11 protein-coding genes and 1 tRNA gene are annotated in these 16342 nt (G+C 58.6%); 4 read left to right on the forward strand and 8 right to left on the reverse strand.

Going from position 1 to position 16342, the window contains the following annotated elements; genetic code table 11:
* Positions 1-3: 3 nt before the first annotated feature.
* The 4 genes from cas8c to ubiA are packed head-to-tail and all read right to left on the reverse strand — an operon-like array spanning position 4 to position 5681.
* On the reverse strand, positions 4-1752 hold the full coding sequence (gene cas8c / locus Q1J43_RS07575) for a type I-C CRISPR-associated protein Cas8c/Csd1 (RefSeq protein ID WP_301101837.1): 1749 nt from the start codon (positions 1750-1752) through the stop codon (positions 4-6).
* Positions 1749-2483 (reverse strand): type I-C CRISPR-associated protein Cas5c, encoded by a 735-nt coding sequence (gene cas5c, locus Q1J43_RS07580; RefSeq protein ID WP_301101838.1) that lies wholly within the window; start codon positions 2481-2483, stop codon positions 1749-1751. The genes cas8c and cas5c overlap by 4 nt, the downstream gene beginning before the upstream one ends.
* 11 nt (positions 2484-2494) lie before the next feature.
* Entirely contained in the window at positions 2495-4738 is a 2244-nt protein-coding gene (gene cas3 / locus Q1J43_RS07585) for a CRISPR-associated helicase Cas3' (protein WP_301101840.1), read from the reverse strand.
* A 49-nt stretch (positions 4739-4787) separates the two neighbouring features.
* Positions 4788-5681, reverse strand: coding sequence for a 4-hydroxybenzoate octaprenyltransferase (gene ubiA / locus Q1J43_RS07590; RefSeq protein WP_301101841.1), 894 nt, complete (start codon positions 5679-5681; stop codon positions 4788-4790).
* Between the two features lie 274 nt (positions 5682-5955).
* Here ubiA and Q1J43_RS07595 point away from each other — a divergent pair, with 274 nt between their 5' ends.
* Complete coding sequence (locus tag Q1J43_RS07595; RefSeq protein ID WP_301101842.1) at positions 5956-7305, forward strand: extracellular solute-binding protein; 1350 nt, start codon at positions 5956-5958, stop codon at positions 7303-7305.
* 9 nt (positions 7306-7314) lie between these two features.
* On the opposite strand, the gene Q1J43_RS07600 is transcribed toward Q1J43_RS07595, so the two are convergent.
* Together Q1J43_RS07600 and Q1J43_RS07605 are read right to left on the reverse strand one after the other, a co-directional pair.
* Positions 7315-8271 (reverse strand): diguanylate cyclase, encoded by a 957-nt coding sequence (locus Q1J43_RS07600; RefSeq protein ID WP_301101843.1) that lies wholly within the window; start codon positions 8269-8271, stop codon positions 7315-7317.
* Complete coding sequence (locus tag Q1J43_RS07605; RefSeq protein WP_301101844.1) at positions 8268-11906, reverse strand: response regulator; 3639 nt, start codon at positions 11904-11906, stop codon at positions 8268-8270. The genes Q1J43_RS07600 and Q1J43_RS07605 overlap by 4 nt, the downstream gene beginning before the upstream one ends.
* Before the next feature lie 204 nt (positions 11907-12110).
* Here Q1J43_RS07605 and Q1J43_RS15890 point away from each other — a divergent pair, with 204 nt between their 5' ends.
* Positions 12111-12329 (forward strand): type II toxin-antitoxin system HicA family toxin, encoded by a 219-nt coding sequence (locus Q1J43_RS15890; protein ID WP_366141861.1) that lies wholly within the window; start codon positions 12111-12113, stop codon positions 12327-12329.
* Here Q1J43_RS15890 and Q1J43_RS07610 read toward each other — a convergent pair.
* Together Q1J43_RS07610 and Q1J43_RS07615 are read right to left on the reverse strand one after the other, a co-directional pair.
* Positions 12256-13446, reverse strand: a complete 1191-nt coding sequence (locus Q1J43_RS07610; protein WP_301101845.1) for an SAM-dependent methyltransferase — start codon at positions 13444-13446, stop codon at positions 12256-12258. The genes Q1J43_RS15890 and Q1J43_RS07610 overlap by 74 nt on opposite strands.
* Complete coding sequence (locus tag Q1J43_RS07615) at positions 13427-14950, reverse strand: cobyric acid synthase (RefSeq protein ID WP_301101846.1); 1524 nt, start codon at positions 14948-14950, stop codon at positions 13427-13429. The genes Q1J43_RS07610 and Q1J43_RS07615 overlap by 20 nt, the downstream gene beginning before the upstream one ends.
* A gap of 57 nt (positions 14951-15007) precedes the next feature.
* Here Q1J43_RS07615 and Q1J43_RS07620 point away from each other — a divergent pair, with 57 nt between their 5' ends.
* Entirely contained in the window at positions 15008-15910 is a 903-nt protein-coding gene (locus tag Q1J43_RS07620; protein WP_301101847.1) for a cobalamin-binding protein, read from the forward strand.
* Between the two features lie 162 nt (positions 15911-16072).
* Positions 16073-16149: transfer RNA gene (locus tag Q1J43_RS07625), tRNA-Arg, on the forward strand.
* The last annotated feature ends 193 nt before the right edge of the window (positions 16150-16342 follow it).

Below are 16342 nucleotides of genomic sequence, written 5' to 3' on the forward strand. Positions count from 1 at the left end.
TCCTTATTCAGCGGATTGAGTGGCAGATTGATCGGATTTGTCAGCATCGCTCTTGTTGAAGAATGACTGACGCTGGTGGTAATAACCCACGGCGAAACGTGCTTGTTCGGTCAGGCTTAAACGGGAAGGCACATCGGCCAGGCCATCGATTATTTCGGCAAACAGTTTTTCCAGATTTACCGCTTCGCCCCGGTTGGGAAGCTTTGCCAGATGGTGATTCTTGAGCTTCATCAGGGTCGGCATTACCGTTACCGGTGTTGAAGAAAACGCGCCGTAATAGCGCTCCCGAATGCTGGCATTGAGGTTGCCCTGGGCACGCTCCTGCGTGCGTTCCAGCGCTGCGAATAAGCGCCCGAGGCGATAGCCGGGGGAAGCATTCTCCAAATTGAGCGACACTGTGATCTCCTGATCGTTGAGGTTGCGAATGATGTAGGCCTTGAGCAGGGCGGCGCGGGGAAAAGACACTTCGCGCTCGGCACGAATGCGCCGTAATGCGCTCTGCATTAACGTTTCGGGATAAGGCATGCCATTGAGTATGGCGCGCATGACATCTCCGCCAAGGTTGGGCGGAATGTTTTCGGCTTTGCCCTGCGCGGCGACGCTGGTTAGCAGGCGGTAAAGCGAAAGCGGCGCGCCTGTTTCATAGGCGGGCCGGTCAATATTCAGACTTTCGAAGTGCGCAAGGAATGCACTGCCCAATTTGCGGATGCTCGCCACATGCCAGAAACGAATGGCGATGCGCGCGGCGTTGGGCGCCAGGCCCAGCACATGAAAGCGCTGCTCGTCGTCTGAGGTGAAAGGCTGGCCAGCCTTGACGCTGGCGTAAAGGCTGGCCACCGCCTGCGTTCCCCGGTCCGGATCATCGCCGCGCGAGTCGAGAAAATCGAGAAAGACCGATTCGAAGGCCGCCCCACTGCTTTTTTCGGCCCAGAACACGGTAGACGCATCGCCGACCTGAATCCGCTGGCGCGAGCCCTTGGCCAGCAGATGGTTCAGCGCCGTGGTGTAGGTGAAGACAGGGCGCTTGCCGATTGGTGCATTGAAACTTTGCGCCTTGCCATAGGAATTAAAAGCATCAAGATTGAACGAAACGATATTGGCGCCGGCGGCCTGCGCGCCCCACACACCCTTAATTGACGGATGCAGCCGCTCAATGACATCGGGCTCGCCGGTAATCAGGCAGATGCCATCCGCCGCCATGGCAACGTTATTCCTCGCTCGCAGACTGGCGACGACGGCAGGCCGCTGACAGACCAGCGCCGTATCGCTGCTCAATTGAAAGCTGAGTAGCGGGTTCGTTTCGAGAATTTCCGGCCAGACCGGATGGGCTTCGAGCTTTTTCAGCGCTGCGGCCCGCTGCGTTTTCAGGAAGCTCTGCACCGCGCGCAAGCCGGTGTCCTCGGGGGCATCGCCAAAAGCCTCAGTGAGCCGCTTGACGAAGGCCGCTTGCTGCTCGGCAATGCGCTTGGGTTTGCTACGCGTCGCAATGCCGAGGACGTACTCGGCGTTATCCCACAGCAGGTTCGCGGCGACACCTGAGGCTTTCTTGACGCCCTGGGGAACGAGCTGCGCCCTGGCTTCCCGCCTTTTTCCTTCACCCTCTCGCCGGTCAGTGAGCTGCACCAGTTGCCCGGCTTGATCAAGCACCAGCACGAAAGGGATCGCCTTGAGTTCAAAACCTTCGGGCGGCAGACTGGTTTGCGGATCGACCGTCTTGCGGGCATAGTAATCGCTGAGCGCCTGAAGAATCATGCGCGCACCTCGGGATCATTCCAGTCCGGCACCAGAAGAATCCCACTCTTCAATTCGGCGCGGAAAAAACGGGGTTTGGGGTCAGCCGGGTTGTCGAAGTTCAGATCGTGCAGCATCCAGCCAAGATCGCGGTTTTCAGCGATGGGCGCTGACTCTTTGCCGATGTCATCGATCAGACGAAAATTGCAGGCGAACTCACGGCACCCAAGATAGGGCTGATTGACGCATTGGCCCTTGCGCGTGCGGCGCTCGAACATCGACATGAACTTGGGCAAGGTATTGGCTTCGTTTGCTGCGCGCTGCTCGTCTACGTCGTTGATCGGATGTTTGACCAGATGCGGGAAATTCGGCTTGTGCCCAGATGGGTCGCAGAGCTCGAATCCAGCGTGGATGCGGTACACCACATCGCGCAGAAACAGTCCAGCACGCTGCTGACGCTCGTCTTCGATATACATGCCCAGATCGCCAGAGCCCTTTCTCATGGCGCTCTTGACATTGCTCACCGAGACGACTGCGCCGACTTCGTTACGGCGCAGAGAAATCCAGCGGATGGGTTTGAGCACTTCGATCTTCGTCACACGCCAGCGGATCGCCGGCTTCCACAGGATGGCTTCGAATACGGCGCGGGCGGCGGAAGGCGTAATAACATCGTAGCTCACCCGCTCGACCTTCATTTCCGGTCGGGTAAAACAGGCGAAGTCGCCGCCCACTTCAAGGCAATAGCTTTTCAACGGAACCCCTTTCACACAACCAGGCTTTTCGGTGCGTAGTCGGGCACTTCGGGAAGAAGTCCGAGTAACGGATGGTAAAGCGCTTCACTTTCCTGAATGATAAAGTCATTGTGCATTTTCAGATTGCCGCTGCCCAGCAGTTTTTTCCACTGGTATTCGTAGAGCGTAACGCTGTGGCGTTGCAGCTTGCGCATCAAGTCGCGGTTCGGCCCAATCTGCTTTAGCAGTTCAATTAACTCGGCACCTTGCTCCCAGCCAACGAGGATCTGGCGTTGCCCTTCGTCCGGGATCAGTTGGAAGCGCTGCGCCGCCGTGCGGAACTGGATCTCGCCGCGTGCTGCATCCCGGTTCAGCAAGCCCATTACTCCTTGCTGATCGTGGCTATTAACTCCTCCATAGAAATGATCGAAGTAACTGGCATAGTTTACGGGCGTCAGTGGCTCACCAGATGAGCCTGCCAGAACATTTATCGCAGCTTGTTCGGCCTTAAGCAACAGGCCGCTGGGCGATGGTTTCGGTGGATTGAACACGACTACCCGTCCCTTGCCGGGAAGTTTGCCTTCCCGGTTGCAGCGCCCGGCCGCCTGGGCGATGGAGTCCAGCCCGGCCATGGCGCGATAGACGACCGGAAAATCGAGATCGATGCCGGCTTCGACCAGTTGCGTGCTGACCACGCGCACCGACTCACCGGCCGTCAGTCGACGGCGAATTTCGGCAATGACCATGGCGCGGTGCGCACCGCACATGCGCGCCGAGAGGTGCAAGGTGCCTTCGGGCAACAATCGCCAAAGCATCGCCGCATCGTCCCGGCGATTGACGATGCACAGCACACGCTCCAGTTCGGAAAGCTCGCCAGCGATGTCCTCCCAACTGCGCCGCTGTTCAGGCGAAACGGGCAGGGTCACGCGAACCCGTTGCAGCTCCTTATAGAGCCGTGCCGGGTCGGGCACTAATTCGCGTGCCTCGCCCAGACCTTGCAAATGAACGCGACCGAAAGCGTCACTGCGTGTCTTGTGCAATTCCGGCTGGGTGGCCGTAGACAGAACGACCGTGACGCAATGGTGTTCGATGAGTTGGCGCAGGGCGTCGAGAATGGGTTCCAGATGCTCGGGGGGCAGAAGTTGTGCTTCGTCCAGGATCACCACGCTATTGGCTATGTTGTGCGACTTGCGGCAGCGCGATGGTTTGGCGGCGTAAAGGGATTCGAAGAACTGAACATTGGTGGTAACGACGATGGGGGCATCCCAGTTCTCAGTGGCAATGCGACTCTTGGCAGTTTCGTTTTCCGCTTCGAGATTGCTGTGATGCTCGATGACAGGCGCCGGCAGGATGCCGTCGAACACCTTGCGGAACACGTCAGCCGTCTGTTCGATAATGCTGGTGTAGGGGATGACGTAGATGATTCGACGCAGGCCATGTTGTTGCGCATGATGCAGGGCAAAGCCAAGTGAGGCCAGTGTTTTGCCGCCGCCAGTGGGCACGCTCAAGCTGAAGAGGCCGGGCGTTTCGGCGGCGCGAGCGATGCAGGCGTCGAGAATTTCGCCGCGCAAGCGCTTTACCGGCGTGTTAGCGTTGGTGAAGCTGGCCGCCATGTGGCGCTGATACGCTGCACGCAGGACGGGAATGTCCGCGTAGCCGCCGCGCAGGGTGGTCCGACTATCGTCCATGAAGGCTTCGGTGTCGAGAAAATCGGCATCGACCAGGCAGGAAAACAGCATGCGTAACCAGAAATGGACTTCCCCCGTTTTGCGGATTTGCGGCTTGGGCAGAACGATGTCAGGCGAGATTATTTCCCTCGGAATGCCGCCTGCCAGCGCTTGCAATAGCGTCTCGCGCTCATTCTGCAACTCTTGTGAAAGCGCTGCTCCGCTTGCTTCGTCAGGATGCCAGTCGGGCAGCCCGGCGTGGTGGCCAGCGATCAGGTAAGCCAGCAGGCGGCCGTAAGGGCCGCCTGCTTCGGCAGTGTGAATTGCTCCCGCTATCGCGTGCTTGACCCGGCCCGGCGCTTCGATATGCCTCTCCAGGCCGCTGGTTGAAGCGATGTATTGCTGGAATGCTGGCTGATATTTGCCCAGATCATGCCAGAGGCCGGCCAGTTCGGCCCATTTACTGGAGTCTGGAGGTCGCGTTTTACACCCATGCATTTGTGCTGCAAAGAGGCCGGCAAGCTTTGCCACCGAGAACAGATGGTCCCCAAGCGGGTGTATTTCAAACCGGCCCGATGCAATCTGACGCACATGAGCCGCTATGCTCATATAAATGACATCGTTATGCCAGCTAAGGCGTCAGAAGGCATTTCTCTGTTCACCGCAAACCAGAGTTTGTGATTAGAAAATCCACAACGATTCCGGCAAAGATACTGGCGCCGATCCAGTTATTGTGCAGAAAAGCCTTGAAGCAGCGCGCCGGATCACGCTGCCGGATCAGCGTGAAGTGATAGACAGCAATCGCTGCGGCAACGCCCAGCCCGGCGTAAAACACCCATCCCATATACAATTGGCGGCCGATCCAGGCGATCAAAGTCAGCGTTGCGGTATAGCAGAACATCACGGCAGCCACGTCGAAACGGCCGAAAGTGATGGCCGAGGTCTTGATGCCGATCTTCAGGTCGTCGGCGCGGTCGACCATCGCGTACTCGGTATCGTAAGCCATTGCCCAGAAAACGTTGGCCAGCAGCAGCCACCACGCTACTTGTGGGATAGTGTCGATTTGCGCGACATAAGCCATCGGTATGCCAAAACCGAAGGCGATGCCCAAATAGGCCTGGGGAATGGCGAAAAAACGCTTGCTGAAAGGATAGCTGGCGGCAAGGAACAAGGCGATCACCGACAGACCGACGATATGCCAGCTGCGGAACGGCAAGATCAGGCAAAATGAGCAAAGCACCAGCACGTAAAAAAGAATCAGCGCTTCTTTGGGCGATACCTCGCCAGTGGCTATTGGCCGTTCCCTGGTGCGCGCCACGTGCGGATCGAAATTGCGGTCAGCCAGGTCGTTGATGACGCAGCCGGCCGAGCGCATGAGCACGGTGCCAATGGTGAAGATCCACACGACCATCCAGTCTGGTTCGCCGTAGGAGGATAGCCAAAGTGCCCACAGCGTCGGCCAAAGAAGCAGCAGAATGCCAATTGGCTTGTCGAGCCGCATCAGGCGCTCGTAGAGGTCAAGCTTTTCGCGTAAATTGTGCGTGGTGGTCACAGCTTCGCTTAAATGAATTTAATTCCGCGTTTCCCTTGACAGCCGGCCAGGGGAGCAGCAGCATCTCGTCTTGAAGAGAACAAAAACATAACTTTTTGGAAGCAAGCTATCCCCTGGCCTCAGCGTACTGCGCCCCGGCGGCTGTTCAAATACCCGGTGCCACCGAAAGGATCTGCCAAGCACCCACCCCGTCTTGTCGAATCTGAAGGCGGGAGTGGGTGGGGACTCATCATCACGGCGTCAGCCATCAACAAGGATTCGCATGGAGGTTGTTATGTTTAATGTCACACGTATCGTTAGTCATATTTTCCGTGCCATATTGGTGCTAGCTTCGATGGGTCTTGGCTGCGCTCATTCCAAGGAGACTGTAAAGGTCATGACCTCCTTTGGCAAGGAGGTAACTGCCGTCTACAAGGAGCAATTTGAAGCCAAGTACCCCAACCTTACTCTGGAATTTATCAGTTCCCCTGCTACGGGAGCTGTGTCACATATCGAGAGTCTAGGCCCCGCAACGCGTCCGGATATTTTGTGGTCATCTTCACCTGAGGTTTTTGACACTCTGTCCCGTCTGAATCTGTTGTCCAAAGCGGGACTAATTGACACCCCGATGATTCCGTCCAAGGTCCGCAATGTCAATTTGAATGATCCAAACGGGTTTTTCAGAGGGCAGGCATTGTCGGGCTACGGAATTATGTGGAATACCCGATATATTGGGGGGAAAAACCTTCCAGTTCCGACGGATTGGTGGGATTTGGCAAAACCCGTTTATTTCGGCCACGTCATAATGTCTTCTCCGACGCGTTCTGGGACGACACATCTTATTGTCGAAACCATCCTGCAAGCCTACGGCTGGACCGACGGATGGCGCCAGTTGTTGCAGATCGGTGGTAACTGCGGAGAAATCACCGAGCGCAGTCTGGACGTTCCCGAGGCCGTAAAACATGGGCGCTTCGGTGTTGGTCTGGTGATTGATTTTCTGGCGCTTTCCAGCAAATACACGGGATCGCCCGTCGAGTTCGTATATCCGCCAAAAACGACAGTCCTGCCGGCAAGCATAGCCCTGCTTAAAGGCGCGATGAATCCGGCAGGCGCAAAACAGTTCATGGCCTTTACCTTGTCGCAAGAAGGCCAGTCACTTCTGTTTACTCCTGAGATTAGTCGGATGCCGGTCCTCACAACGGTCTATTTCTCAGTCAAAATTCCGGCAGATTTCCCTAATCTTTTCGATGTAATTCGCAAGTCTGCAATGGTTTATGACCGCTCGGTTTCCGAGCAGCGTTATTCGATTGTGAACTCTTTGTTTGACCGTCTGATCACTGCTCATCATACCGAGTTGAAGCGAGCGACTAAAAGCATTCTGGATGCCGAATACCGTCTAAGCAAGCGCCCAAATGCCAAAGCAGCACAACTGGTCGCCAAAGCTCGGGCACTGCTGTTCTCGGTGCCGATATCAGAAGCGCAGATTTCAGACCCGATATTTCTGAAAGAAATGAACTCCGGTCGGGCGGTGCCGGGAGGGCAGAGTAAATTATCAGAAATCGAGAAGCAGCTTGACCAGGAGGCAAAGGAAAACTATGCGAAGGCTCTGGAACTCGTGCAGAGCGCACTCAAGATTATGCAATAAGCATGTCGTTTAACTTGTGCCAACGCAAACGCGATTGCGGCCCCCCGACTTGGCGCTATACAACGCCGCATCGGCGATTGTGACCAACTGGCCCGGATCGCCGTCGGTCGTGGGCTGCAGGGCGGCCACCCCAATGCTTAAGGTGACCATCTGCGCGGTCGGCGAATCGGCGTGCGGGACGCCCAGGGCCCGCACCACCTGACACAGTTCCTCTGCCTTGGCTTGACCGGCGGCCAAATCGCACTCGGGCATCAAGCACGCGAATTCTTCACCGCCGTAGCGCGCTACCAGATCGTAGGAGCGGTTGAGCCGTGCCTTGAGCGCAGCGGCCACGGTCTGCAGACAGGTGTCGCCAGCCTGATGCCCGTAATGGTCGTTGTAGCGCTTGAAATGGTCGATATCGATCATCAGGAGTGTAAGCGGCGTAGCATTGCGGCGGCGGCAGCGCCGCCACTCGGTCTGTAGCGCTTCGTCGAAGCGGCGGCGGTTGGCGACGCCGGTCAGGCCGTCGATGAACACCAGCGCGCGCAGCAGGTCATTTTGTGCCTTGAGCGTTATATGGGTCTTAACGCGGGCGCGCACGACGGCAGGGGTGACAGGTTTGGTAATGAAATCGACGCCGCCCGTTTCCAGCGCGCAGGTTTCGTCGGTCGGATCGGATTGGGCGGTGACGAAAATGATTGGAATGTCGGCGGTAGCGGCGTCGGCCTTGAGACGACGGCAAGTTTCGAGACCATCCATTTCCGGCATCACCACGTCAAGCAAGATCAAATCCGGCGGGGTGCGCTGGCAAAATGTAAGTGCTTGCATACCGCTGGTCGCCATGAATACCTCATAATCGGCGTAAAAAATCTGGTAAAGCACTTGAATGTTGATCGGTTGGTCATCCACCAGCAGCAGGCGCGGCCGCACCGGCAGTGAAATCAAAGGGTGTAGTTCGGTTGGCAGGCTGTCTTCGAGGGTCATGATGGCAACAGGGCTTTGAGGTTGGCCGCCTTCTCGCGCGCAGCGATGAAATCGAGCCGCGTGATGTCTTTGTCGAGAGCGGTCAGTTGCTCACCAAGCATGCCACCGGCTTCACGCCTGAGGGCAGAAAATACGTCGAGGGCGCGCAGGTTGTTTTCCGCCAACAAGCGATCCAGTTCGCAGAGGCGCTCGATCAGGCGACTGCTGTCAGACAGTGCTTCCGAGGCCAAGAAGGGCGGCGGGTCAAGGGTGTCAGCCAGGCGCAGAAAAAGGGCGACCGCCTCGGACAGTTGCTCGGCCAACTCGACAAGGATGGCATCGTCCTCGTCGCGGCTCGTGCCGCATTTAATTTGCACTTCGGCCCTGGCCGCCAAGCGCCCCAGTGCCTCCGCCCCCAGCGTGGCGGCCAAGCCCTTCAAGGTGTGTAGTTCGCGCGCGGCGCCGACACGGTCGTCGTGGCTCAGGCTTAAACGCGCCCGTTCGACAATTTCACCCTGATCGCTGGCAAAGCGCCGTGCCAGGGTGGCGTAGAGCACACGGTTGTGATCGAGCCGCGTGAGCGCGCTAGCGAGGTTGAAGCCCGTAGGCACATCCTGCAAGTGTGCATCCACGCCAGCAAGAGGCGCCAAGGGAACAGTAGAGACGGCGGGTTTGCCGCAGTGCCGCAGCACGGTATCGATCACCTCATTGATGTCGATCGGCTTTCCGATATGGTCGTTCATACCGGCAGCGAAGCAGGCGTCGCGGTCAGTGGACATGGCATTGGCGGTCATGGCGATGATCGGCAACGTCACTCCCATTCCCTGACGCAAAATGTGCGTGACCTCGTAACCATCCATTTCAGGCATCTGGATATCCATCAGTACGGCGTCGTAAGGCGGCAAAGCCGACTGGATGCAGGCTATCCCCTCACGCCCGTCGTTCGCCACCTGAACAAATGCGCCAGCATGGGTCAGCAACTCTTGCGCCACCTGCTGGTTGAGCGGATTGTCTTCCACCACCAATAGGCGCAGACCGGCCAGGCGGCCGCCGGGTTGTCGGGGGACAGTGCGCCGGTCGACGGTTAGCGAACTGCCCTTGGTCGCTTGGGCGACGGCATCGAATAGCATCGAAGGCGTAACCGGTTTGACGAGGAAGCCATCGAGCAAACTGGAGCCAGTGTTCAGCCGCTCGGTCAGTAGTTCCCGGCCGTGGGCGGTGACCATCAGAATGGCCGGCGCCCCTGCGGTTTTATGCATGGCGCGAATGCTCTTGACAGTTTCCCAGCCATCCATGCCGGGCATGATCCAGTCTACGCAGATCACGTTATAGGGACGGCCGGCGCTGGCTTCCTGGTATAAACGTTCTATAGCCTCGGTGCCACTGGCAGCGGTTTCCGCCTGCCAGCCGAAGGTTGTTGCCATGCTTGTCAACACATCGCGGGCGATGGCGTTGTCGTCGACGATCAGCACGCGCAGGGCGCGGTGTTGTCCAGCAAGCTTGCTGATGGGATGGGCTGCCCGCTCGGCAGCAAGGGTTTCTTCGTCACGTGTAAAGTTCAGGGTGAAAAAAAATCGGCTGCCCTTGCCCGGAGCACTCTCCGCCGCCAATTCGCCACCCATCAGGTGTACCAGCCGCTGGGTGATCGCCAGGCCAAGGCCGGTTCCGCCATAGCGCCGCGTGGTCGAGACCTCGGCTTGCGTGAAGCCCTCGAATACGGCTGCTAGTCGATCGGCGGGAATGCCGATGCCCGTGTCGCGCACCGAGAATTCGATACGCGCCAATGTCGGTGTCGTCTCAATAACGCTCAGGGCGATTACTACCTCGCCGCGTTCGGTAAACTTGATGGCATTCCCGGCTAGATTGAGCAGTACCTGTTGCAGGCGCAAAGCGTCGCCGTTCAAGGCACGCGGAGCGCTTGGGTCGAGTTGGAACAGGACCTCGACTTCCTTGTTGTAAAGCGCCGCCGACAATACCACGGAGAGATTGCGCAGCAAGTCGTCGAGACGGAAGGGCGTATTCTCCAGCTCCATCTTGCCGGCTTCCACCTTGGAGAAATCGAGGATGTCATTAAGGATAGTCAGCAGCGATTGCGCTGCGCCCTGCGCCTTCGTTGTGTAATCGAGCTGGCGTTGATCCAGTTCGGTATGTTGCAGCAGTTGCAGCAACCCCAGCACGGCGTTCATTGGCGTGCGGATTTCGTGGCTCATGTTGGCCAGAAAAAAACTCTTGGCGCGGCTGGCTGCTTCGGCCTCAGCAGTGCGCGTGATGAGGGTGGCGTTAATTTCCTCGAGCGCCAGTTGCGCCTGCTTGACTTCGGTAATGTCTGAGACCAGAACGAAAAAACCGCGAACTTTCCCGTCGACCACGTCCGGAATGTAATGCGCCCAGGAATGGCCGGTGCTGCCGTCGGCCTTTGTCATGGTACGTTCGAAACGCTGGGGTTCGCCGCGCAGGGTGGCGTGGATGAAGGGCTCGATTTTCTTGAAGAGTTCTTCACCCAGCAGATCTTTTATGTGTATGCCGGCCATCTGCTCGGTCGTTTTGCCGAACCATGCCAAATAGGCGATGTTGGCGAAACCGTTGCGCAGCTCGGCGGTCCAGTAGCTGACCATGCCGGGGAGAATGTCGATGAGCGAACGCATGAAGCGTTCGTTCTCGGCCAGCGCTGCATTGGCCGCCGCAATTTGCTTTTCCACACTGCGTCGACTGCGCTGGGTCAGATACAGACCGGGGATAGTGAATACAATGAGCAGGGCATAGAGGCCGCCAAGCAGGCTGGCCTCCTTGCGCCAGGGGGCATACAAGGCATGGAGGTCGCGGCCGGTGGCAATGAGCATCGGCTTATCCATTTTCAGGGCAGTGGGCTGCAACGTATGCTGCGCCACCATGTTTAGTTCGCCAGTCAGGATTGCTTTGCCGACCAAAACGCTGGTCAGCTTACCGCTGTCACGGTGCTTGACGAACAGTTTGCCTGGTTGCGCCAGGTCGATGCCAAGTAAATGGGGTCGTTCCGGAGCCATCAGGAACAGCTTGCCGTCGCCATGGACCATGGCCGCCCAGATGTCAGGCGCATAGCGAACCGAATCGAGAATTTGCCCGAACTCATCGGGGTCGAGCGTGGCGCTGACAATACCGGCGAATTCCCCCCGCGGCCCCGGCAACATACGGACAATATTCATGGCGAACACGTCCAGCGAAGTCTCGTACGGGAGGCCGACATAGAGTGTATCGGCCTGCGGATTCTTTAGCACTCTCTGAAAATACTCACGCTCGTGAAAGTTTTTACCGAGTAATTGATCCTGATTCGCTGCGAGTACGTTACCGTTTGCGTCAAGTATCAGCAGGGTACGCACGCCAGGCATCGCATCGGCAAAAACCTTGAGACGGTGGTTGGTCTGGCCCATTTCCCCTTTTGCCGTCGGCCACTCGTCGCGAATGCCTACGAGAGTCCGGTTGACGGTGTCGAACTGACGGGCAATATTGTCGTGGATGATCCTGGCCTGAACGCTCAGGCGTTCACGCTCGCCGGTATCGATTTCCCGATAATGCGCGTGCAGAAAGAAGCTGATGACGACGCCCAAGAGCAACAGGGCGCCGCCCAGCAACAGCCATTCGACGCGGTAATCGAGCGAGCGGTTGTGTGATGAATGCATACTTTCAGTGTTCACAATGAGCAAACGGCCTAGTCCTGCAAGTATAACTTTATTCGTACCCATAGCAGCCAGCACGAGAAGTGCAGGGTGTGATTAAAGCGGGAACTTATCAAGCGGCCAACTTTTCATCCCAGTAATTGCTCCACATATTGTTGTGTCGCATGCAGCGAAGATTGAGGATGGGCACCACTACCACGAGCCGGAATGAGCGACAAGCTGCCGCGCGTTTCGGGCGCCGCCGTGATACGAGCGCTGGAGCGCCTCGGTTTCGAGAAGGCTCGCCAATCCGGAAGCCACGTCATCATGCGCCGTGGCTCCAAAGGCTGTGTTGTTCCCCTGCAGTCAGGCATTAAATACTGGCGCTGCGGTCGCCTTGAGCAAAGCCGATCAGCGCCTCGTCGATTCCTTTACCGAGCGCGATAACCTTGAACAACTCGCCCATTTCGGCAGGCGAAATCAATTGCAAAGCGGCCTGCGCTTGCGGCAGATAGTGCAGGTAATCCTCTACCGGGGTACGTGCTAGAACCTCAGTCAAGCCACAATTGAGCAGGAAAGTGGCCTGCGTCGTGTACCCGAGAAACTCCAGTCCGGCGTCAAAGCCGGCCTCGACAATCGCTGTGAAATCGACATGCGCGGTGATGTCCTGCAAGCCCGGCAGGAAGAAGGGGTCGCCATGTGCGTAGTGACGGTAGTGGCACATCAATGTTCCGCTGCTGCGTTGCGGGTGGTAGTACTCGTGGCGCGGGAAACCATAGTCAATGAGCAGCAGGGCGCCCTGGTCGAGAATCGAGGCCCAGGACGCCGTCCAGTCTGTCGCCGCTAGGCAGATCTCGCTCAGGAAACCAGGCGCCAATAGTGCTCCGGCAGGCAGCGCACTGCCCAGCAGTTGCGCACGTTTCTTGACGCGGCCGGCGGCCGGCCGGTTACGCCAGACGAATTCCCCGGCCTGCACGCCGACACCGCGTTCAAAAATGACGGGGTCATCGCCTTCATCCTCCGGGACGCCCCAGACCACCAGATGCACCGGCATGGCGTCAAGCAGTTCGTTAGCCAGCACCAGGCCGTTGAAACGCTCGGGTAGACGGTTGAGCCAGTCGATTCGATTGAGTAGATGCGGCGCACGCTGACGGATCGTGGCCCGCTGGCGTTCGCGCAATTCTCCAGAAAGTTCGAGGATGGCGTAACGCTCGGGGAGCGCTCCACGCAGCTCAAGTTCGAGCAGTAGATCAGCGGCCAGCCGTCCAGAGCCGGCGCCAACTTCGATCATCTGCGGTGCACTGAGCGCCATGATCTGCGCTGCCTGCGTCGCGAGCGTCTGGCTGAAGGCTGATGAAATCTCGGGCGCCGTGACGAAATCTCCGGCAGCACCGAACTTGTGCGCTCCACCCGAGTAGTACCCCATTCCCGGCGCATAAAGCGCAAGTTCCATGAAGCGGTCAAAGCCAATCCAGCCGCCAGCGGCTTTTATGTCATCAGCAATGCGACTTTTGAGCGCTGCGCTGTAGGCCTGCGCGTCGTGGTCAGGTTCGGGTAGTTTCATTGTTTGTGCTCGACCTCAAGTTCAGTTCGAGCGGCAGCCACTGCGCCAGTCGCTCAAGATCCAGATTTCCCTCCACCGCATCGGCCAGCCGGTCAAGGTCGCGCTGGCGGCGTTCGTTGGGGTCGAAATCGACGTTTGGCCGCTGCCCGGCCCATTCGAGCAGGGCGGACAGCGCTGGCGGCGAATCAAACAGCCCGTGGCAGTAGCTGACCATGATCTGGCCATCTTCGGAAAGTGCGCCCTCGGCAACACCGCCAAGATACATGGCCGGACGTTGCAGCGCGGCGCCGCATGTCACGCCCATGTGGATTCGGTAACCGGTGACCGACGGCGCCCCCGGCAGCAGCAGCGAACCGCTGACGTTTTCCAGAGTCTTTTCGGTGTCAAGCGTCGTTTCATAGTCGAACAGCCCCAGCCCCGGCGCGCTGCCCGGTGTTCCTTCCAGGCCAAGCGGGTCGTGCAGTTGACGGCCGAGCATTTGCAGGCCGCCACAAATTCCGATCAGCTTTCCGCCGTAGCGCAGGTGACGGCAAATCGCCGCCTCCCAGCCCATTTCACGTAGCCAGGCAAGGTCAGCCTGCACCGCTTTCGATCCGGGCAGGACAATCAGGTCGCACGGTGGCGGCACGTCGTGCGGGGCAACAAAAGTGAAGTCGACCTCCGGGTGAAAGCGCAGCGGATCAAGGTCGTTGTGATTGGCAATGCGCGGATAGGCCGGGCTGATGACCTTCAGGCGCGTTCCTGTCTTGGCCTCTTTTTCGCGCGGTAGCGCATCCTCGGCGTCAAGATAGAGGCCGTGCAGGTAGGGCAGCACGCCGAGCACCGGCTTGCCGGTACGTGCCTCGAGCCAGCGCAACCCGGGTTCAAGCAGGCTGATGTCGCCGCGAAAGCGATTGATGACAAAGCCCTTGACCCGCGCCTGTTCCGACACCGAGAGAAGGTCGAGGGTGCCGCAAAGATGAGCGAAAACGCCGCCGCGATCAATATCGGCGATCAGGATCACCGGGCAGTCGACAACTTCAGCAAAGCCCATATTGGCGATGTCGCGGTCGCGCAGGTTGATCTCGGCCGGACTACCGGCGCCTTCAACGATCACACACTCAAAGCCGGCGCACAGGCGGCTCCAGGATTCAAGCACGGCCTTCATCGCGCGCGGTTTGTACTCGTGGTAGGCACGGGCGTCGAGGTCGCTGAGTGCCTGGCCGTGAATGATCACCTGCGCCCGCGTGTCGGTTGCCGGTTTGAGCAGCACCGGATTGAAATCGGTCTGCGCCGGCACCCCGGCAGCCAATGCCTGCAGGGCCTGCGCCCGGCCGATCTCGCCGCCATCGACAGTCACTGCCGAATTGAGCGCCATGTTCTGCGGTTTGAACGGTGCGACGCGAACGCCGCGGCGGTAAAGCATGCGACATAGCGCGGCGACCAGCGTAGTCTTGCCGGCGTCGGAGGTGCAGCCCTGAATCATCAGACTCGGGGTTGCGCAGTGGTATTGCGGTGTATTCATCGTAGAATCCTGGTTTCCTCGCTCCGATTTTCTCACGCCAGCCTCCTTAATCCCGATATGTTCGCCTTTTCAGTCGTGCTGAAAACGCTTTTCACCGCCCTCCTGTTGGCCACCGCCGGCCTCGCTGGCGCCGACGTGGTCGTGTTCGACGATGCCGGCACCCGTGTCCGCCTGCCGCAGCCAGCCCGGCGCATCATCACCCTGGCACCGCATCTGGTCGAAACCCTGTACGCTGCCGGCGCTGGCGACAAGCTGGTCGGTACCGTTGAGTTCAGTAACTACCCTGAAGCGGCGAAAAAGACCCCCCGCGTTGGCAGCTACGTATTGCTCGACCTTGAAACCGTGATCGCGCTAAAACCCGATCTGATCATCGCCTGGCATAGTGGCAATGCCCCGGCGCATATCGACCGCTTGCGCGCCCTCGGTTTCACGATCTATGTTTCGGAGCTCAAGCGCATCGAAGACGTCGCCTCAGAAATCGAGCGTTTTGCTGTCCTGGCCGGCACCAGCACGGTTGGCAATGCCACCGCCGAGCATTTTCGCGAACGCTTCGCAGCGCTGAAAAACCGTTACAGCACCCGGCCGCCAGTTCGCACCTTCTACCAGATCTGGAAGCAACCGCTGATGACCATTGGCGGCAAGCAGATCATTTCCAGCGTAATCCGCCTGTGCGGCGGAGAAAACGTTTTTGAGACGCTGGAGACGCTGGCGCCGACGGTGAGCGTCGAAGCAGTAATCGCCGCCAACCCCGAAGCCATCGTTGCCAGCGGCATGGACGAAGCGCGCCCTGAATGGCTTAACGACTGGAAGCGCTGGACCTCAATAGCCGCCGTGGCGCGCGATAACCTTTTCTTCGTGCCGCCAGACCTGATTCAGCGCCATACGCCACGCTTGCTCGACGGCGCCGAACGGCTTTGTCAGCACCTTGAAATGGCGCGTAGCCGCAGGCCGCATGGCTAGGCGCACCGGGCGCACGTGCCTTTGAGATTCGCTTCGCTATTGGCTTGTGCGCATACACCCTTGCACAGCGCCATTCCATAAGCCTTGCAGGCTGGCCATCGCTAACACCAACGACGGGTATGGACGCCACCCGCCAAACCGGCTATGCTTCGCAGCCTCTTAGCGCCCGTAGCTCAGCTGGATAGAGTACTGCCCTCCGAAGGCAGGGGTCGCCCGTTCGAATCGGGCCGGGCGCGCCATGTCAATTGTCAGTGTGGTTGCACTACAGCAACGAGACACTGCCCTGTTTTCGCCTTACACAAAGCACGAAGCCCGGCTTCGCGGATGCGAAGTCGGGCTAGTGTTTAAATGGGTAGCCTGGCGGTGACCTACTTTCGCACACGTAGTATGCACTATCATCGGCGCGACTTTGTTTCACGGTCCTGTTCGAGA

It is taken from the genome of Propionivibrio sp. (assembly GCF_029255185.1).
Lineage (GTDB): Bacteria > Pseudomonadota > Gammaproteobacteria > Burkholderiales > Rhodocyclaceae > Propionivibrio.